Source organism: Ancylobacter sp. (assembly GCF_965279025.1).
In the GTDB taxonomy this organism is placed as follows: Bacteria; Pseudomonadota; Alphaproteobacteria; order Rhizobiales; family Xanthobacteraceae; genus Ancylobacter.
This window is the reverse complement of record NZ_OZ257132.1, coordinates 1,405,371-1,423,334: the sequence shown is the minus strand read 5'-3', so window position 1 is coordinate 1,423,334 and position 17,964 is coordinate 1,405,371. Positions and strand designations below refer to the sequence as shown.

At 68.0% G+C, this 17,964-nt stretch carries 17 protein-coding genes; 12 read left to right on the top strand and 5 right to left on the bottom strand.

Annotated elements, in window-relative coordinates:
- Positions 1 to 153: 153 nt before the first annotated feature.
- Genes ACQY76_RS06605 through ACQY76_RS06585 form a run of 5 tightly spaced genes read left to right on the top strand, consistent with a single transcriptional unit; the run spans position 154 to position 5,902 of the window.
- Positions 154 to 1,212 carry a sugar phosphate isomerase/epimerase family protein gene (locus tag ACQY76_RS06605; RefSeq protein WP_428032095.1) on the top strand — a complete coding sequence of 353 codons (1,059 nt, stop codon included), beginning with the start codon at positions 154 to 156 and terminating at the stop codon, positions 1,210 to 1,212.
- Entirely contained in the window at positions 1,209 to 2,360 is a 1,152-nt protein-coding gene (locus ACQY76_RS06600; RefSeq protein WP_428032094.1) for a Gfo/Idh/MocA family protein, read from the top strand. Before ACQY76_RS06605 ends, ACQY76_RS06600 begins: the two co-directional genes overlap by 4 nt.
- A complete protein-coding gene (locus ACQY76_RS06595) occupies positions 2,357 to 3,919 on the top strand; it encodes a sugar ABC transporter ATP-binding protein (RefSeq protein ID WP_428032093.1) in 1,563 nt (520 codons plus the stop codon). Before ACQY76_RS06600 ends, ACQY76_RS06595 begins: the two co-directional genes overlap by 4 nt.
- A complete protein-coding gene (locus ACQY76_RS06590) occupies positions 3,912 to 4,910 on the top strand; it encodes an ABC transporter permease (protein WP_428032092.1) in 999 nt (332 codons plus the stop codon). The genes ACQY76_RS06595 and ACQY76_RS06590 overlap by 8 nt, the downstream gene beginning before the upstream one ends.
- A 26-nt stretch (positions 4,911 to 4,936) precedes the next feature.
- On the top strand, positions 4,937 to 5,902 hold the full coding sequence (locus ACQY76_RS06585) for an ABC transporter substrate-binding protein (protein WP_428032091.1): 966 nt from the start codon (positions 4,937 to 4,939) through the stop codon (positions 5,900 to 5,902).
- A gap of 91 nt (positions 5,903 to 5,993) precedes the next feature.
- Here ACQY76_RS06585 and ACQY76_RS06580 read toward each other — a convergent pair whose 3' ends face one another.
- The 5 genes from ACQY76_RS06580 to ACQY76_RS06560 all read right to left on the bottom strand — a co-directional run bounded on the left by ACQY76_RS06580 (position 5,994) and on the right by ACQY76_RS06560 (position 10,392).
- Positions 5,994 to 6,851 carry a metal ABC transporter permease gene (locus tag ACQY76_RS06580; RefSeq protein WP_428032949.1) on the bottom strand — a complete coding sequence of 286 codons (858 nt, stop codon included), beginning with the start codon at positions 6,849 to 6,851 and terminating at the stop codon, positions 5,994 to 5,996.
- On the bottom strand, positions 6,848 to 7,723 hold the full coding sequence (locus ACQY76_RS06575; RefSeq protein WP_428032090.1) for a metal ABC transporter permease: 876 nt from the start codon (positions 7,721 to 7,723) through the stop codon (positions 6,848 to 6,850). The genes ACQY76_RS06580 and ACQY76_RS06575 overlap by 4 nt, the downstream gene beginning before the upstream one ends.
- On the bottom strand, positions 7,720 to 8,658 hold the full coding sequence (locus ACQY76_RS06570) for a manganese/iron ABC transporter ATP-binding protein (protein WP_428032089.1): 939 nt from the start codon (positions 8,656 to 8,658) through the stop codon (positions 7,720 to 7,722). The genes ACQY76_RS06575 and ACQY76_RS06570 overlap by 4 nt, the downstream gene beginning before the upstream one ends.
- On the bottom strand, positions 8,655 to 9,584 hold the full coding sequence (locus ACQY76_RS06565) for a metal ABC transporter substrate-binding protein (protein WP_428032088.1): 930 nt from the start codon (positions 9,582 to 9,584) through the stop codon (positions 8,655 to 8,657). The genes ACQY76_RS06570 and ACQY76_RS06565 overlap by 4 nt, the downstream gene beginning before the upstream one ends.
- A 352-nt stretch (positions 9,585 to 9,936) precedes the next feature.
- Entirely contained in the window at positions 9,937 to 10,392 is a 456-nt protein-coding gene (locus ACQY76_RS06560; protein ID WP_428032087.1) for an Lrp/AsnC family transcriptional regulator, read from the bottom strand.
- A 60-nt stretch (positions 10,393 to 10,452) separates the two neighbouring features.
- On the opposite strand from ACQY76_RS06560, the gene ACQY76_RS06555 reads away from it, so the two are divergent.
- The 7 genes from ACQY76_RS06555 to ehuC all read left to right on the top strand — a co-directional run bounded on the left by ACQY76_RS06555 (position 10,453) and on the right by ehuC (position 17,954).
- Positions 10,453 to 11,907: a PLP-dependent aminotransferase family protein gene (locus tag ACQY76_RS06555; protein WP_428032086.1), complete on the top strand. Its 1,455-nt coding sequence runs from the start codon at positions 10,453 to 10,455 to the stop codon at positions 11,905 to 11,907.
- A gap of 122 nt (positions 11,908 to 12,029) precedes the next feature.
- Positions 12,030 to 13,046 carry a hydroxyectoine utilization dehydratase EutB gene (gene eutB / locus ACQY76_RS06550; RefSeq protein WP_428032085.1) on the top strand — a complete coding sequence of 339 codons (1,017 nt, stop codon included), beginning with the start codon at positions 12,030 to 12,032 and terminating at the stop codon, positions 13,044 to 13,046.
- Complete coding sequence (gene eutC / locus ACQY76_RS06545; protein WP_428032084.1) at positions 13,043 to 14,056, top strand: ectoine utilization protein EutC; 1,014 nt, start codon at positions 13,043 to 13,045, stop codon at positions 14,054 to 14,056. The genes eutB and eutC overlap by 4 nt, the downstream gene beginning before the upstream one ends.
- Complete coding sequence (gene doeA / locus ACQY76_RS06540) at positions 14,053 to 15,231, top strand: ectoine hydrolase DoeA (RefSeq protein ID WP_428032083.1); 1,179 nt, start codon at positions 14,053 to 14,055, stop codon at positions 15,229 to 15,231. The genes eutC and doeA overlap by 4 nt, the downstream gene beginning before the upstream one ends.
- Positions 15,232 to 15,236: 5 nt before the next feature.
- Positions 15,237 to 16,247 (top strand): N(2)-acetyl-L-2,4-diaminobutanoate deacetylase DoeB, encoded by a 1,011-nt coding sequence (gene doeB, locus ACQY76_RS06535; protein ID WP_428032082.1) that lies wholly within the window; start codon positions 15,237 to 15,239, stop codon positions 16,245 to 16,247.
- A 99-nt stretch (positions 16,248 to 16,346) separates the two neighbouring features.
- Entirely contained in the window at positions 16,347 to 17,198 is an 852-nt protein-coding gene (ehuB, locus tag ACQY76_RS06530) for an ectoine/hydroxyectoine ABC transporter substrate-binding protein EhuB (RefSeq protein WP_428032081.1), read from the top strand.
- A 90-nt stretch (positions 17,199 to 17,288) separates the two neighbouring features.
- Positions 17,289 to 17,954 (top strand): ectoine/hydroxyectoine ABC transporter permease subunit EhuC, encoded by a 666-nt coding sequence (ehuC, locus tag ACQY76_RS06525; RefSeq protein WP_428032080.1) that lies wholly within the window; start codon positions 17,289 to 17,291, stop codon positions 17,952 to 17,954.
- Positions 17,955 to 17,964: the final 10 nt, after the last annotated feature.

The window sequence follows — 17,964 nt, the reverse complement described above, 5'->3', positions numbered from 1 at the left end:
TAGGCGCACCGGGGGCGCGCTGGCAATCCACCGGCCATGGCGGACGACGCCCGCAAGGACCCCCCTTGCAATCGATTACATGGCTCCGTTAGGCTGAATGCAACCGAATAGAAAAACACAACGGTTGGCCGCTGCGGCGGTCGGGAGGAAAACATGCGGACCATCAAGGGGCCGGGCCTGTTTCTGGCCCAGTTCATCGGCACTGATGCGCCCTTCGATAGCTGGCACAACATCACGCGCTGGGCAGCCGAGTGCGGCTATGCCGGCGTGCAGGTGCCGACCAACGACCCGCGCATTCTTGACCTCGACCAGGCAGCGGCCTCGCGCGACTGGTGCGCGCATTGGGCGGGGCAGGGCGCGGAAAACGGCGTCGTCGTCACCGAGCTGTCCACCCATCTGCAGGGCCAGCTCGTCGCGGTGCATCCCGCCTATGACGCGATGTTCGACGGCTTCGCGGCGCCGCAGGTGCGCGGCAACCCGGCCGCGCGGCAGGAATGGGCGGTCGACCAGATGAAGAAGGCGCTCACCGCGTCGAAGCATCTCGGCCTCACCGCCATGGTGACGTTTTCCGGCGCGCTGGCGTGGCCCTATGTCTATCCGTGGCCGCAGCGCCCGGCCGGGCTGGTCGAGGAGGCGTTCGACGAACTCGCCCGCCGCTGGCGCCCGCTGCTCGATTTCGCCGACGACTGCGGCGTCGACCTCTGTTTCGAGATCCACCCCGGCGAGGATTTGCACGACGGCGACACGTTCGAGATGTTCCTGGAGCGGGTGGACAACCATCCGCGCGCCAAGATGCTTTACGACCCGTCGCACTATGTGCTGCAGCAGCTCGATTATCTCGACCATCTCGACATCTATGCCGAGCTCATCGGCATGTTCCATGTGAAGGATGCCGAGTTCAACCCGACCGGCCGCAAGGGCGTCTATGGCGGCTACCAGCCCTGGCTGAAGCGTGCCGGCCGCTTCCGCAGCCCGGGCGACGGGCAGGTCGATTTCGGCGCCATTTTCTCGAAATTCGCCGCGATGGATTTCGACGGCTGGGCGGTGGTCGAGTGGGAGTGCTGCCTCAAGCACCCCGAGGACGGGGCGCGCGAGGGCGCGCAGTTCGTCAAGAACCACATCATCCGCGTGACCGAGAAGGCGTTCGACGACTTCGCCGCCGGCGCCACCGACCGCGACGCCAATCGCCGCCTGCTGGGGCTCGACCGATGAGCGCCGCTTCCCCCCACGTGCCGCTTCGCCTCGGCATGGTCGGCGGCGGCACCGGCGCCTTCATCGGCGCCGTGCACCGCATCGCGGCGCGGCTCGACGGCGAGTTCACGCTGGTCGCCGGCGCGCTTTCCTCCACCCCGGAAAAGTCCCGCGCCTCGGCGCAGGCGCTGGGGCTCGCCCGCTCCTATGACGACTATTTCGCCATGGCCAAGGGCGAGGCCCGGCGCAAGGACGGCATCGAGGCGGTGGCCATCGTCACGCCCAACCACATGCATGCCGGCCCGGCTATCGAGTTTCTCAAGCGCGGCATCCATGTCATCTGCGACAAGCCGCTGACCGCGACCATGGCCGAGGCGAAGAAGCTGGCGCGGGTGGCGGAAAAGGCCGACGCGCTGTTCGTGCTGACGCATAATTACACCGGCTACCCGATGATCCGGCAGGCCCGCGCCATGGTGGCGGCGGGCGACATCGGCCGCGTCCGGCTGGTGCAGGTCGAATATGTGCAGGACTGGCTGACCGAGGCGGCGGAGAAGTCCGGCTCCAAGCAGGCGGAATGGCGCACCGATCCCGAGCGCTCGGGCGCCGGCGGGGCGACGGGCGATATCGGCACCCATGCCTACAACCTTGCCTGCTTCGTTTCCGGCCTGACGCCGGAAGCGCTGGCGGCCGACCTCCAGACCTTCGTGCCCGGCCGCGCGCTGGACGACAACGCCCATGTGCTGCTGCGCTTCGCCGGCGGGGCGCGCGGCATGCTGTGGGCGAGCCAGGTGGCGCCGGGCAATGAGAATGGCCTGCGCCTGCGCGTCTATGGCGACAAGGGCGGGCTGGAATGGGCGCAGGAGGACCCGAACTATCTCTGGCACACCCCCTTCGGCGAGCCGCGCCGCCGCATCACCCGCAATGGCGCCGGTGCCGGCCCCGAGGCGGGCCGCGTCTCGCGCATTCCCCCCGGCCATCCGGAGGGCTATCTGGAGGGCTTCGCCAACATCTATGCCGAGGCGGCGCGCGCCATCCGCGCCCGCCGGGCGGGTGAGGCGGTGCCCGACGGCGTGCTCTTCCCGACCCTGGCGGACGGGCTGGCCGGCATGCGATTCGTCGAGGCCTGCGTGCAGTCCTCCCGGCGCAATGCCGGCTGGGTGACGCTATGAGCGTCACCCCGGAGCGCACGGCCGCCCCGGTTCTCGAACTGGTGGACGTGCGCAAGAGCTACGGGCCGATCGAGATCCTGCACGGCATCGACTTCGCGCTTCAGGCGGGCGAGGTGCACGCGCTGATCGGCGAGAACGGCGCGGGCAAGTCGACGATCATGAAGATCCTCGGCGGGTTTCTGGCCCCCACCTCCGGCGCGGTGCGGCTCGACGGCACGCCGGCGCCCTTTGCAACCGGCGCGCAGGCGGAAGCGGCGGGCGTGGTGGTGATCCACCAGGAGTTCAATCTCGCCCCCGATCTCACCGTCACCGAGAACATCTGGCTGGGGCGCGAGCTGGGCGGGCTGTTTCTCGACCACCGCGGCATGCGCGCGGGGGCGCAGGCGCTGCTCGACCAGCTCGACAGCGCGATCCGTCCCGATGCGCGCATTCGCGACCTGCCCGTCTCCGACCGGCAGATGGTGGAAATCGCCAAGGCGCTGTCGCGCAATGCGCGGGTGCTGATCATGGACGAGCCTTCCGCCGTGCTGACACATCGCGAGGTGGAGGTGCTGTTCCGCCAGATCGAGCGGCTGCGGGCGCAGGGGGTGGCGCTGCTCTACACCTCGCACCGGCTGGAGGAGATCACCCGCCTCGCCGATCGCGTCACCGTGCTGCGCGATGGCGCGGTGGTGCGCCGGGCCGGGCGCGGCGAACTCACCGAGGACGGCATGGCGACCGCCATGGTCGGGCGCGACCTGCAGGACATCTACCCACCCAAGCGCCACCATGCCGGCGCGGTGGCGCTGGAGGTGCGCGGATTCTCGGTGCCGCCACTGGTGCGGGACATCTCCTTCACCCTGCGGCGCGGCGAGGTGCTGGGCATTTCCGGCCTTGTCGGCTCCGGCCGCACCGAGCTCGCCGAGGGGCTGGTGGGCCTGCGCCCCGCCAGCGGAACGATCCTGCGCCACGGCGTGCCGGTCACCATCGGCTCGGTGCGCGAGGCCGCCGCGCGCGGCATGGCCTACCTCACCGAGGACCGGAAGGAGCGCGGGCTGCTGCTCGACAAAAACCTCACCGAGAACCTCACCCTTTCAACGCTGGCGCGCTTCGGCTCGCCCTTCATCGATTCCGCCCGCGAGGACGCGGCGCTGACCGGGGCGATTGCTGATTTCGATATCCGCGCCCCGCGCCGCGACATGAAGGTGGGCAACCTCTCGGGCGGCAACCAGCAGAAGCTGCTGCTGGCCAAGACCATGCTGGGCGACCCCGAGGTGGTGATCATCGACGAGCCGACGCGCGGCATCGATGTCGGCACCAAGAGCCAGATCTATGCCTTCATCGACGCGCTGGCGGCCGAAGGGCGCAGCGTCATCGTCATCTCCTCCGACATGCCGGAAATTCTCGGCCTGTCGGACCGGGTGCTGGTCATGCGCCACGGCCGGCTCGCCGGCGAACTGGAAGGCGAGCGCGTCACCGAGACCGCCGTGGTGCGCCTCGTGATGGGCACGCAGGAAATGGAAACGGCAACGGGCACGCCGGCGACAGCGCCGGCCCCAGGGAGCGCCTCGCATGTCTGATACCACGGCGCCGCGTCCGGCCGCGTTCCGCCTGCCGGGCCTTTCCGCGCTCGGCCCGCTGCTGGCGCTGATCCTGCTGGTGGCGCTCGGCGCCTATCTGAACGAGAACTTCCTCTCCGCCGGCAACGTCACCAATGTGCTGGCGCGCTCCGCCTTCATCGGCATGATCGCGGTGGGCATGACCTTCGTCATCACCTCCGGCGGGCTCGACCTCTCCGTCGGCTCGATGGCGGCCTTCATCGCCGGGGTGATGATCCTCGCCATGAACGCGCTGCTGCCGACGATGGGGGTCGGGCTGCCGCTGGTGCTGGCCGGCATGGCCATTGCCCTCGGTGTCGGCCTGCTGGCCGGGCTCGGCAACGGGCTGCTGGTGACCAAGGCGCGGATCGAGCCGTTCATCGTCACGCTCGGCACCATGGGCATCTTCCGCTCGCTGGTGACCTGGCTGGCCGATGGCGGCACGATCAGCCTCGATTTCGGCGTCCGCCAGTTTTACCGGCCGGTCTATTATTCCGGCCTGTTCGGCATCGCCTGGCCGATCATCGTCTTCGCGCTTGTCGCCATCGCCGGCCAGATTGCGATGCGCCATACCCGCTTCGGGCGCTACTGCGAGGCTATCGGCTCCAACGACAAGGTGGCGCTGTATTCGGCGGTGAATGTCGAGCGCATCCGGCTGATGACCTATGTGCTGCTCGGCCTGCTCGTCGGGCTCGCCACCATCATGTACGTGCCGCGCCTCGGCTCGGCCTCGGGTTCCACCGGCATGCTGTGGGAGCTGGAGGCGATCGCCGCCGTCATCATCGGCGGCACCGCGCTGAAGGGCGGCTATGGCCGGGTGTGGGGCACGGTGATCGGCGTGCTGATCCTCAGCCTCATCGACAACATCCTCATTCTGGCGGACCTCGTCTCGCCCTATCTCAACGGGACGATCCAGGGCGTCATCATCGTGCTCGCGGTGGTTCTCCAGCGCGGCAAATCATCATCCGCCTGAGAGCGGAGACAATGGGAGAAACGACAATGGAACGCAGGACATTCCTTACCACCGCCGCCATCGGCTCCGCGGTCGCCGCCACCGGTCTTTCCCTACCCGCCATGGCGCAGGGCAAGAAGGCGGTGATCGGCGTCTCGATCCCCTCCGCCACCCATGGCTTCATGGGCGGGCTGAACTGGCACGCGCAGGACACCATCAAGCGGCTGAAGGCCACCTATCCCAATCTCGAATTCGTGCTCGCCACTGCCGGCGCGGTGGGCAAGCAGGTGAACGACATCGAGGACATGGTCGCCACCCGCAATATCGACGCGCTGGTGGTGCTGCCCTTCGAATCCGAGCCGCTGACCAGCCCGGTCAAGGCGGTGAAGGACGCCGGCAAATGGGTGACGGTGGTCGATCGCGGCCTCTCGCAGGCCGGCATCGAGGACCTCTATGTCGCCGGCGACAACACCGCCTTCGGCCGCGTCTCGGGCGAGTATTTCAAGGCCAATTTGAAGCCGGGCGCCAAGATCGTGGTGCTGCGCGGCATCCCGACCACGCTGGACAATGAGCGCGTCGACGCCTTCCAGGCCGCCATCGCCGGCTCGGGGATCGAGATCCTCGACATGCAGCACGGCAACTGGAACCGCGACAAGGCGTTCCAGGTGATGCAGGACTACCTGTCCAAGCACAAGCAGATCGACGCCGTCTGGGCCGCCGACGACGACATGGCGATCGGCGTGATGGAAGCCATCTCCCAGGCCGGGCGGCAGAAGGAGATGTGGATCGTCGGCGGCGCCGGCATGAAGCAGATCATCAAGCGGGTGATGGACAAGGACACGCAGATCCCGGTCGACGTTTCCTATCCGCCGGCGCTGATCTCCACCGCGCTGGAAGTCACCGCGCTGAACTTCGTCTCCGCGACCCCGGTCTATGGCCGGTTCATCATCGGCTCGACGCTGATCACCGCCGAGAACGCGGCGCAGTTCTACTTCCCCGACAGCCCGTTCTGAGGCCGCGGCCGAACGGCCTGCCTTCATTCTATCTGCAAGCATGGAGGCCGCCCGCCGGGGCGGCCTCCACCCGTTTCAGGGGGCAGTCTTTTCAGGGCGCGGGCGCTTCGCCCCGGCTGTCCATCACTGGGGCCGCCCGCGCCGAGGAGCGCACGAAGGCGGCGATGAAGACGAGGCTCATCAGCAGCACGATGGTCGGCGCCGGCGCGCTGTCGAGGAAGAAGGAGAGATAGACGCCGAGCAGCGAGGACAGCACCGCCACCGCCAGCGACACCACCAGCATGGCGCGGAAGGTGCGCGCCAGCAGGAAGGCGATGGCGCCCGGCGCGATGAGCATGGCGATGGCGAGGATCAGCCCCACCGCGGTGAGCGCGCCGACGATGGTGAGCGAGATCAGGCACAGCAGCCCGTAATGCAGCAGGCCAACCCGCAGGCCCACGGCCCGCGCCTGTATGGGGTCGAAGGCGTGCAGCAGGAAGTCCCGCCATTTTACCGCGATGACGCCCGCCACCACGGCGGCGATGAGCCCGGTCTCGAGGATATCGCGGACGGAGACGCCGAGCATGTCGCCGAACAATATGTGGTCGAGATGCACCTCGGACTGGATCTTCACATAGAGCACCAGCCCGACGCCGAACATGCCGGAGAACACGATGCCCATCACCGTGTCCTGCTTGATCCGGCTATTGTCCTTGAGGAAGCCGGTCGCCACCGCGCAGAACATGCCGGCGACGAAGGCGCCGATGGCAAAGGGCAGGCCGACGATATAGGCGATGACCACGCCGGGAAACACCGCGTGGGAGATGGCATCGCCCATCAGCGACCAGCCCTTCAGCACCAGGAAGCAGGAGAGCAGCGCCATCGGCACCGCCACCAGCCCCGAGATGACGAGGGCGTTGACCATGAAGTCGAACTGGAACGGCGCGAGCAGGGTCGCCATCATGGTCAGGCTCCCGCCTTCAGCGCATTCGATTTCAGTGTGGCCGCCGCGCGCCGCCGCGCCGCCATCATGCCGTGCTTGGGAGCGAAGACGAAGGCAATGAGGAAGACCAGCGTCTGCAGCACCACGATGATGCCGCCGGTGGCGCCGTCGAGGAAATAGCTGACATAGGCGCCGAGGAAGCTGGTCACCGCGCCGATGCCGACAGCGATCATCAGCAGGCGCGGGAAGCGGTCGGCCAGCAGATAGGCGGTGGCGCCGGGCGTCACCACCAGGCAGATGACCAGGAAGGCCCCCACCGTCTGCAGCGCCGCCACGGTGGAGGCGGACAGCAGGGTGAAGAACATGATCTTCAGCGCGGTGGGCTTCAGCCCGATGGAGCGGGCATGCGCCTCGTCGAAGAACACCGCCATCAGGTCCCGCCATTTCACCAGCAGGATGGCCAGCGACACGAAGCCGATGATGGCAAGCTGCAGCGTGTCCTCCGGCGTGATGGTGAGGATGTTGCCGAGCACGATGGTCTGGATGTTCACCGAGGTCGGCGACAGCGAGACCATGAACAGCCCTAGCGCGAAGAAGGAGGAGAAGATCAGCCCGATGATGGCGTCCTCCTTCAGCTTGGTGCGCTGGTTGAGGAACAGCATCGCCGCAGCCGCCAGCCCGCCGGAGAAGAACGCGCCGATGGCGAAGGGCAGGCCCAGCATGTAGGCGCCGGCGACGCCGGGCACGATGGCATGGGACAGCGCGTCGCCGATCAGCGACCAGCCCTTGAGCATGAGATAGCAGGAGAGGAACGCGCACACCGCGCCGACCAGGGCCGAGACCCACATGGCGTTGCGCATATATTCATAGCCGAAGGGCTCCGCCAGCAGGGCGATCACGGGGCGTTCTCCCGCGTGCGGGGCGCGCATTCGCCCTTCTCGCCATAGAACACCAGCGGGCGCTCGTCATCGGTCAGCACGGCGAGCTGACGGCTGTCGTCATCGGCGTGCAGGCCGGCGCCGCCCAGCACGAAATGGCGCAGCACGCCGCCGAAGGTCTTTTCCAGATTGGCCTCGGTGAAGGTTTCCGCCGTCGGCCCATAGGCGAGGATGGTGCCCTTCACCAGCACGGTGCGGTCGCAGAATTCCGGCACGCTGCCGAGATTATGGGTCGAGACCAGCATCACGCGCCCCTCGTCGCGCAGCGCCCGGAGCAGCAGGATGATGGCCTCCTCGGTCTTCACGTCGACGCCGGTGAACGGCTCGTCGAGTAGGATCACCTTGGCATCCTGCGCCAGCGCGCGGGCGAGGAAGACGCGCTTCTTCTGGCCGCCGGAAAGCTCGCCGATCTGCCGCTGGCGGAATTCGCCCATGCCGACGCGCGCCAGAGCCTGCGTGACCGCCGCGCGGTCGGCGGCGCGGGGAATGCGCATCAGCCCCATATGGCCGTAGCGGCCCATCATCACGACGTCCTCGACGAGGACCGGGAAGTTCCAGTCCACCTCCTCGTTCTGCGGCACATAGGCGACGAGGTTGCGCTTCAATGCCTCGCCGACGCTGCCGCCGAGAATGGTGATCTCGCCCGAGGCGACGCGCACGAAGCCCATGATCGCCTTGAACAGCGTCGACTTGCCGGAGCCGTTGACCCCGACCAGCGCGGTGATGGTGCCGGTGGGGATTTCGAAGCTGGCGTCGCGCAGCGCGGTGTGGCCGTTGCGATAGGTGACCGAGACATGACGGACGGCAAGGCCCGGATCCGGCAAGACTTTGCCGGCAAAGCTCGCGCCATCGTCGCGCGAGGCGCCCATGGCGGACGGGGGCAGGGGAGCGTTCATTGCGACAGGCCCTCCGCGAGACCCTTTTCCAGCGTGCCGGTGGTAACGCGCAGCAGGTCGACATAGGTCGGCACCGGGCCGTCGGCCTCGCTCAGCGAATCGACATAGAGCACGCCGCCATAGAGCGCCCCGGTCTCGCGCGCCACCTGCCGCGCCGGCTTGTCGGAGACGGTGCTTTCGCTGAACACGGCGGGAATCTTGTTGGCGCGCACCGCGTCGATCACCTTGCGCACCTGCTGCGGCGTGCCTTGCTGGTCGGCGTTGATCGGCCAGAGATAGAGCTCCTTCAGCCCGAAATCGCGGGCGAGATAGGAGAATGCGCCCTCGCTGGACACCAGCCAGCGCTTGTCGGCGGGAATGGCCTCCAGCTCGGCACGGATCGGCGCGACGGAGGCCTCGATCTTGGCCTTGTAGGCGGCCGCATTGGCCGCGTAGGTGGCGGCATTGGCCGGGTCGTATTTCACGAAGGCGTCGCGGATGTTGTCGACATAGATCAGCGCATTGGTGGGCGACATCCAGGCGTGCGGGTTGGGCTTGCCGCTATAGGGGCCCTGGTCGATGCTGATCGGGTCCACGCCGGCAGAGACCACGACCCCCGGCACATCGTTCAGATTGCGGAAGAACTTCTCGAACCAGAGTTCGAGGCCCAGCCCGTTCCACAGAATGAGCTGCGCGCCCTGGGCGCGCTGGATATCGCCGGGCGTCGGCGCGTAATTGTGGATTTCCGCACCCGGCCGGGTGATCGATTCAACGATGGCGGCATCGCCCGCCACGTTGCGCGCCATGTCGGCAATGATGGTGAAGGTGGTCACCGCCTTGAACTTCGCCGGCGCCGCCTGCGCGAGGGCGCCGGACGCGCCCGCCAGGCCGGACAGCGCTCCCGCCAGCAGGCCGGTCAGGATCGCGCGCCTCGATTGTCTCCACATGCCAGCCTCCTTTTGCGAATGATTTGCAGAAGCACTCTACGCCGAGTTCGGCGATGTGCAACTGCAAATGAGTTGCAGGAAGGGGGAGGGCTTAGGCGGGGGGTGGGCGGGGCGGGGCGGGGCGGGGCGGCCGTCAAACCATGGACAGGAACGGTTCTGCCGCCGCGCCCCGCCCTCGGGATCGGGCGACCCGAGTGGATTAAGACGACCTGATTAGATGATGCAGACGCGGGGCTTCCGGCTTCGATACGCCGCCTGTGCCCGGCAATGGCGTGCCGAAGGAGAGCAGAGAGAAGCGGCGCCGAGGGGTGGGGATCGTTGCGCGCGTCTCCTGGCAGGGTTCGGCCCGGCTTCAATCGCCGGTTCTGCCCAGCGGCACGCTTTTCGTCACCACATAGCTGAAGTAACGCTCGATCCCGATCGGCTGTCCGAGCAATCGGTCGATGAGGCGCTGGTAGCTGTCAATGTCCGGCACCGTCACCCGCAATATATAGTCGATGCCGCCGCCGGTGGCGTCGCAGGAGACGATGGCGGGCTCCCGGCAGACGGCCTCCTCGAAGCGGCGGAAATCCGCCTGCTGGTGGCTTTGCAGGCTGATCTCGACAATGACCGTCGTGCGCGGCTCGCCGGCCCCGAGGTCGATGATGGCGGTGTAGCCCTTGACGATGCCGCCGGTCTCCAGCCGTCGCAGCCGTTCCCAGCAGGCCGCCGGGGAGAGATGCACCTCCTCGGCCAGCTTCAGCTTGGTGATGCGCCCGTCGCGCCGCAGCGCCGCGAGGATCCGGTGATCGGTGGCATCGAGCTTCATCTTTCGCGACCGGGCGTGCATAATGTCATGAAGAACCTCCCTTAAGAACGAGACAATTCGATGCTGCGTCAAGTCCACCCTTCGGCCGCCGCGCCTGCCAGCGCCGGATTGGGCAAGGCCGTGGACTGGCAGCCCCGGCTGACCAAGGCCAAGGGCCAGACCAAGCACGCCGCGCTGACGGAGCGCATCCTCGCCGATATCGATTCCGGCGTGCTCAAGCCGATGGACCGGATGCCGACGCATCGCGACCTCGCCCGCGAACTCGGGCTGTCGGTGCAGACGGTGAGCCTGAGCTATCGGGAGGCGGAGCGGCTGGGCTATCTCTCCGGCGAGATTGGCCGCGGCACCTTCGTCAAGGCCCGCGTCACCGAGCGGGCCGGCCGCCTGATGCTGGACCGCAACCCCGATGAGGTGGTGGATCTTTCCATCGTCCGCGGCGTCTACACACAGGCGCATGAGGAGGCGTCGCGGATCGTTCTGGGCGCGCTGGCGGGGGCCGACACTGGTGCCTTCATGAGCGCCTGCCGTCCGATCGCCGGCCTCGACGCGCACCGCGAGGCGGCGCGGGCCTGGCTGATGCCGCTGGGCGTCGATGCCGGCACGGAGCGCATCCTCATCACCAATGGCGCCGCGCACGGCCTCTTCCTGGCGCTGAGCTGCATCGTGCGCGCCGGTGATATCGTGCTGACCGAGAACCTGACCGACCACGGCGTGATCGGTCTCGCCAATGTGCTGGGCTTCAGCCTGAGGGGGCTTCCCACCGACGGTGAAGGCGTGCTCCCCGAGGCGTTCGAGGCCGCATGCCAGGCCGGCAGCCCTCGCGCTTTGGTGCTCATTCCCACGCTAAACAACCCGACCAGCCATGTCGCCGGGCCCGCGCGCCGCCAGGTTATCGCCGCCATCGCTCAACGCCACGGCGTGTTCGTGATCGAGGACGAGGTCTACAAGCCGCTGATCGACACGCCCCTGCCCTCGATCAGCCAGATGGTGCCGGATCTCGGTTTCTTCGTCACCAGCTTCACCAAGACCGTGCTGACGGGCCTGCGGGTCGGCTATCTCGTGGTGCCCCCGCATTATTCGATCCGGGCGGCCTCGATCCTGCGCGTCACCAGCTGGAGCGGGGCCTATCTGCTGGCCGAGATCGCCACGCGGTGGATCGAGGACGGCACGGCGCGGCGCCTGCTGGCCGTGCAGCGCGACGAGGCAAGTGCGCGCCAGCGCATCGTGGCGCAGACGCTCGGCGCCCATGTCGCCTCCAGCCACAGGCTGTCGCTCTGCGCCTGGCTCAAGGTGCCGCCGCACTGGACGGAGGACGGGCTGGTGCGCTCGCTGGCGGAGCGGCGCGTCGCGGTGACGCCCTCCGATCCGTTCATCGCCGGCAGCAATCACGGCGGGGGCATCCGCATCTGCCTGGGCGGGCATTTCTCGCCCGCCGCGCTGACCCAGGCGCTGACCACGGTGCGCCAGACCTTCGAGCAGCTTCCCCCGGTGTTCGACATTGGCGCCATCGGGTGACGTCACCGCGGCGCGGCACTGGCCATGCCGCGCCGGCGCGCCGTGATTGGATCATTACAATATAATAATTGACATGATTTTTGATGCCTCCCACCATTACAAGTGAGAGGGGACATCAGCTCATGCCGGATCTCGCCGACGCCGCTTCCACCTGCACCGCCATGGCCGGTCTCCCGGTCGCGTTTGCGCGCGTCGAAGCCGCCGCCGAGCGCGTGGCCGGGCGGGTGGCACGCACGCCGCTGGTCGCATCATTCACGCTGGCGGAACGCTGCGGCCAGCCGGTCCATCTGAAGCTGGAGACCCGCCAGCCGGTCGGCGCCTTCAAGCTGCGCGGTGCCACCAATGCGCTGCTGGCTCTGGACGAGCCGGCCCGCCGGCGCGGCCTTGTCACCGCTTCCACCGGCAATCATGGCCGGGCGCTGGCCTATGCCGCCCGCGAGGCTGGTGTGCCGGCCACAGTCTGCATGTCGGCGCTGGTGCCGCTCAACAAGGTCGAGGCGGTGCGCGCGCTAGGCGCCGAGGTGCGGATCGTCGGCCGCTCGCAGGATGACGCACAGGCCGAGGTCGTCCGCCTCGTCACCGAGCGCGGCCTCACCGCCATCCCGCCCTTCGACCATCCCGACGTGATTGCCGGACAGGGCACCATCGGCCTCGAACTCGTCGAGGACCTGCCGGACCTCGCGCTCGTCCTCGTGCCGCTGTCCGGCGGCGGGCTAGCCGGCGGCATCGCGCTGGCGGTGAAAGCGCTGCGCCCGGATGTGCGCGTCGTCGGCGTGTCGATGGAGAGGGGCGCGGCGATGGCCGCCTCGCTCGCTGCGGGACGGCCGGTCGACGTGGTGGAGGAGGAGACTTTGGCGGATTCGCTCGGCGGCGGCATCGGCCTCGCCAACCGCTTCACCTTCGCGCTCTGCCGCGCCTTGCTCGACGAGGTCGTCCTCGTCACCGAGGACGAGATCGCCGCCGGCATCCGCCACGCCGCTCGGGAGGAGGGCGAGACGGTGGAGGGCGCCGGCGCCGTGGGCATCGCCGCGCTGCTCGCCGGCAAGCTGCGTCCGCTCGGGGCCACCGCACTCATCCTGTCGGGCGGCAACATCGACCCGGAGACGCATCGCCGCCTCATCCACGGAGTGCCCGCATGAGCCAGATGCTCGTCCTCACCGAGGCGGATTTGCGCCCGATCGTCCGGCTCGACGCCAGCGCCGTCGATTGCGTCGAGGCGGCCTTCGCCGCACTGGCGACCAAGCCTGTCGCCATGCCGCCGATCCTGCGCCTCGACATTCCCGAGCATCGCGGCGAGGTCGATGTGAAGACCGCTTATGTCCCGGGGCTGGAAGGCTTCGCCATCAAGGTCAGCCCCGGCTTCTTCGACAATCCGCGGCTCGGCCTGCCGAGCCTCAACGGGTTGATGATCCTGTTCAGCACCCGCACCGGCCTGGTCGAGGCGCTGCTGCTGGATAATGGCTACCTAACCGATGTGCGCACCGCCGCCGCCGGCGCCGTCGCCGCCCGCCATTTGTCCCGCCCCGAGTCGGCGGTGGCGGCCATCTTCGGCGCCGGCATGCAGGCGCGGCTGCAGCTGGAGGCGCTGACGCTCGTGCGTCCGCTTCGCGCGGCCCGCATCTGGGCCCGCGATGCCGCGAAGGCGGAACAGACGGCGCGTGACCTGTCGCACCAGCTCGGGCTTCCCGTCACCGCCGTCGCCAACCCCGAGCAGGCGGTGCGCGGTGCCGACATCGTCGTCACCACCACGCCGGCGGAGCGGCCGATCCTGCGGGCGGACTGGCTGGAGCCCGGCCAGCACGTCACCGCCATGGGGGCGGACAGCGAGCACAAGAACGAGATCGACCCGCAAGCCTTTGCCCGCGTCACCTATATCGCCGACCGGCTGAGCCAGACCCGGCGCCTCGGCGAACTGCACCACGCCATCGGCGCCGGCGTTGTTGCCGCCGACGCGCCCTTTGCCGAGCTCGGTGAGGTGATCGCCGGCACCGCGCCGGGCCGGACACGCGCGGAGGAGATCACGCTGGCCGACCTCACCGGCACCGGCGTGCAGGACACCGCCATCGCCAATCTCGCTCTTGCCCGCGCCCGCAGCGCGAAGGCGGGGCGCCCCATCGACACCAAGGCCGCAGCCGGAGACACCGCGTGACCGTGACCCTGAATTTCTCCCGCGAGGAATATGCCGAGCGCCTCGCCAAGACCCGCGCGGCGATGGAGAAGGCCGGCATCGACCTGCTGGTCGTCACCGACCCCTCCAACATGCACTGGCTCACCGGCTATGATGGCTGGTCGTTCTATGTGCACCAGTGCGTGCTGGTACCGCCCACCGGCGAGCCGGTGTGGTACGGCCGCAAGCAGGACGCCAACGGCGCCCGCCGCACCGCTTATCTCTCCCACGACAATATCATCGGCTACCCCGACCACTATGTGCAGTCGTCGGAGCGCCACCCGATGGACCTGCTGTCGCAGATCATCGCGGAGCGCGGATGGGACACCGGCGCCATCGCGGTCGAGATGGACAATTACTACTTCACCGCCGCCGCCTTCGCCTCGCTGCAGAAACACCTGCCGAATGCCCGCTTCAAGGATTCCGGCGGGCTGGTGAACTGGCAGCGCGCGGTCAAGAGCCCGACCGAGCTGGACTATATGCGCAAGGCCGGCCGCATCGTCGAACGGATGCACAAGCGCATCGTCGAGGTCATCGAGCCTGGCATGCGCAAATGCGATCTCGTGGCGGAGATCTACGATGCCGGCATTCGCGGCACGGCCGAATTCGGCGGCGACTATCCTGCCATCGTGCCGCTGCTGCCGTCGGGAGCGGACGCCTCCGCCCCGCATCTGACCTGGGACGACAAGCCGATGCGGGTCGGCGAGGGCACCTTCTTCGAGATCGCCGGCGCCTATAAGCGCTACCACTGCCCGCTCTCGCGCACCGTCTTCCTCGGCACGCCGACGCCGGCCTTTCTCGACGCCGAGAAGGCGACGCTGGAAGGCATGGAGGCGGGCCTTGCCGCCGCCAGGCCCGGCAACAGCTGTGAGGACATCGCCAATGCCTTCTTCGCGGTGCTGAAGAAGTACGGGATCATCAAGGACAACCGCACCGGCTACCCGATCGGGCTGAGCTATCCCCCGGACTGGGGCGAGCGAACCATGAGCCTTCGCCCCGGCGACCGCACCGAGCTGAAGCCCGGCATGACCTTCCATTTCATGACCGGCCTGTGGCTGGAAGATATGGGGCTGGAGATCACCGAGAGCATCGCCATCACCCAGACCGGCCATGAGTGCCTGTCCAACGTGCCGCGCCAGCTCTTCGTGAAGGGGTGAGGGGAATGCTCACCGCGTCTCTCCGCCCCTCGCCGATCACGCCGACAGTCGATTTCGCCGCGCCCGGCGTCCAGCACGGCCATCTGCGCCTGCCCTATAGCCGCGACGACAGCGCCTGGGGCTCGGTGATGATCCCGGTCTGCGTCATCGCCAATGGCGAGGGGCCGACCGCTTTGCTCACCGGCGCCAATCACGGCGACGAATATGAGGGTCCGGCCGCCCTGTTCGAGCTGTCGCGCACCTTGCGGCCGCAGGAGGTGCAGGGGCGCGTCATCATCGTGCCGGCGCTGAACTACCCGGCCTTTCGCGCCGGCACCCGCACCTCGCCCATCGATCGTGGCAACCTCAACCGCAGCTTTCCCGGCCGCCCGGACGGTACGGTGACGGAAAAGATCGCCGATTTCGTCACACGGCACCTCGTGCCGCTGGCCGACATCGTGCTGGACTTCCATTCCGGCGGCCGGACGCTGGACTTCCTGCCCTATGCCGCCGCGCACGAGCTGCCGGACAAGGCGCAGGAAGAGGCCTGCTTCGCGGCGGTCGCGGCGTTCTCCGCCCCCTATTCGATGCGGATGCTGGAAATCGACGCGGTCGGCATGCTCGACACCACCGTCGAGGCGATGGGCAAGGTTTTCGTCACCACCGAACTCGGCGGCGCCGGCACTGCCAGCGCCACGAGCATCGATATCGCCCGGCGCGGCTCGCTCAACCTGCTGCGCCATGCCGGGATCCTCCGGGGTGAACCGGAGACCGCCCCCACCCGTTGGCTCGACATGCCGTCGAGCGACTGCTTCGCCTTCGCCGGGGATGACGGGCTCATCGCCTTCGCCGTTGATCTCGGCGCCAGCGTGCGGGCGGGCGACCTCGTCGCCCGGGTCTACCCCATTGGCCGCACCGGCGAGACGCCGGCGGAATATCGCGCAGCGATGGACGGCGTGCTCGCCGCCCGCCATGTGCCCGGCCTGATCAAGGCCGGCGACTGCCTGTCCGTCCTCGCCGTGGTGACGGACGCCTGATCCAACCGGCCGCCGACGCGGCCCCATTTCTTCCGCCGGCGCCGGGCGCCGAGATCCGAAAAATCGGCCTGCGGACCTATCAACCAGAGGAAATTGGCAATGTCGTTCCTGAAGATCTCCGGGCTTTCCGCCCTCGCTCTCATCGGTGGCCTTTCGGCTGCGAACGCCACCACGCTGAAGGATGTGAAGGACCAGGGCTATATCCGCGCCGCCACCGCCAATGAAGTGCCCTACTCCTACATGAAGGAAGACGGCACCTCGGCCGGCATCGGCCCGGATGTCGCCAACGCGGTGCTGAAGAAGATGGGCATCGCCGACGTCACCTGGTCGGTCACCCCGTTCGGCACGCTCATTCCCGGCCTCAAGGCCAAGCGCTTCGACTTCGTCGCCGCCGAGCAGAACATTTCCCCCGAGCGGTGCAAGCAGGTCGCCTTCACCGAGCCGAATTCCTCCTATGGCGAAGGCCTGCTGGTGAAGAAGGGCAACCCGAAGAAGCTCGCCACCTATGCCGACATCGCCAAGGATCCCTCGCTCAAGGTGGCGGTGGTCTCGGGCGCCAATAATATCGACTTCCTGCGCGCCGTCGGCGTGAAGGACGACCAGGTGATCTTCATCACCGCCAATGCCGACGCGCTCGCCACCGTGCAGAACCGCGCCGACGCCTATGCGGCGACCGAGCTGACCGTCGCTTCGCTCGCCAAGGGCCAGGCCAATGTCGAGCAGGTGGCGCCGTTCACCGATCCGGTGGTCGACGGCAAGCCGGTGCGCAACTTTGGCGGGTTCGCCTTCCGCCCCGAGGACAAGGAACTCTACGCGGCGTTCAACGCGGCGCTGGTCGAGTTCCGCAGCACCGACGCGTACAAGAAGATCCTGGCCAATTACGGCCTTTCGCCGGAGAGCATCCAGGCGGCGGCGGACCGCAAGGTGGCCGATCTCTGCGCCGGCAAGTAAACCGCGCGTCGACCACAAGCGTCCCTCCGCCGGCGGCCTCGCCGTGGCGGAGGGCGCGCCGTTTTCTGCCGCACAAACCGGGAGCTGACGATGCAGTGGGTTTCCTATCTGCCCGCGCTGGCGCAGGGCGCGTTCGTCACCGCGTGGATCACCCTGGCGGCGATCGCCATCGGCGTGGTGCTGGCCTTCGTGGCGGGCATCGCCCGGGTCGAGGGCGGGCGCGTCGTCTCCGTGCTGGCGCTTTGCTACACCGAGCTGTTTCGCGGCACCTCGCTGCTGGTGCAGCTGTTCTGGTTCTATTACGCGCTGCCGCTGATCGGCATCAGCTTCGAGCCGGTCTCGACCGGCATTCTGGTGCTCGCGCTGCATGTCGGCGCTTATGGATCGGAGATCGTGCGCGGCGCCCTCGCCTCGGTGTCGGTGCAGCAGTTTGAGGCGGCGCGGGCGCTCAATTTCGGCCGCCTGCACACGCTGATCCATGTCACCCTGCCGCAGGCGCTGATCGAGATGATGCCGGCCTTCGGCAATCTCGCCATCGAGACGCTGAAGCTGTCCTCGCTGGTCTCGCTCATCTCCATCGCCGATCTGACGTTCCGCGCCCAGTCGATCCGCAACATCACCCTCGACAGCGCCGGCGTCTACAGCCTGACATTGGTGGGGTATTTCGCCATGTCGCTGGTGCTGATGCTGGCGATGCGCCTGATCGAGCGCCTGGTCCGGCGCGGCGCCGCCTTCCCGCGCGCGGCGCATTCGTGAGGGCTCCGGC

What these genes read in the sequence shown, in the direction of transcription:
- eutC (WP_428032084.1), top strand. Translation starts at nt 13,043, where the DNA reads ATGAGCCAGATGCTCGTCCTCACCGAGGCGGATTTGCGCCCGATCGTC.
- ACQY76_RS06570 (WP_428032089.1), bottom strand. Translation starts at nt 8,658, where the DNA reads ATGAACGCTCCCCTGCCCCCGTCCGCCATGGGCGCCTCGCGCGACGAT.
- eutB (WP_428032085.1), top strand. Translation starts at nt 12,030, where the DNA reads ATGCCGGATCTCGCCGACGCCGCTTCCACCTGCACCGCCATGGCCGGT.
- ehuC (WP_428032080.1), top strand. Translation starts at nt 17,289, where the DNA reads ATGCAGTGGGTTTCCTATCTGCCCGCGCTGGCGCAGGGCGCGTTCGTC.
- ACQY76_RS06590 (WP_428032092.1), top strand. Translation starts at nt 3,912, where the DNA reads ATGTCTGATACCACGGCGCCGCGTCCGGCCGCGTTCCGCCTGCCGGGC.
- ACQY76_RS06605 (WP_428032095.1), top strand. Translation starts at nt 154, where the DNA reads ATGCGGACCATCAAGGGGCCGGGCCTGTTTCTGGCCCAGTTCATCGGC.
- ACQY76_RS06555 (WP_428032086.1), top strand. Translation starts at nt 10,453, where the DNA reads ATGCTGCGTCAAGTCCACCCTTCGGCCGCCGCGCCTGCCAGCGCCGGA.
- ACQY76_RS06595 (WP_428032093.1), top strand. Translation starts at nt 2,357, where the DNA reads ATGAGCGTCACCCCGGAGCGCACGGCCGCCCCGGTTCTCGAACTGGTG.
- ACQY76_RS06560 (WP_428032087.1), bottom strand. Translation starts at nt 10,392, where the DNA reads ATGAAGCTCGATGCCACCGATCACCGGATCCTCGCGGCGCTGCGGCGC.
- ACQY76_RS06585 (WP_428032091.1), top strand. Translation starts at nt 4,937, where the DNA reads ATGGAACGCAGGACATTCCTTACCACCGCCGCCATCGGCTCCGCGGTC.
- ACQY76_RS06565 (WP_428032088.1), bottom strand. Translation starts at nt 9,584, where the DNA reads ATGTGGAGACAATCGAGGCGCGCGATCCTGACCGGCCTGCTGGCGGGA.
- doeB (WP_428032082.1), top strand. Translation starts at nt 15,237, where the DNA reads ATGCTCACCGCGTCTCTCCGCCCCTCGCCGATCACGCCGACAGTCGAT.
- ACQY76_RS06600 (WP_428032094.1), top strand. Translation starts at nt 1,209, where the DNA reads ATGAGCGCCGCTTCCCCCCACGTGCCGCTTCGCCTCGGCATGGTCGGC.
- ehuB (WP_428032081.1), top strand. Translation starts at nt 16,347, where the DNA reads ATGTCGTTCCTGAAGATCTCCGGGCTTTCCGCCCTCGCTCTCATCGGT.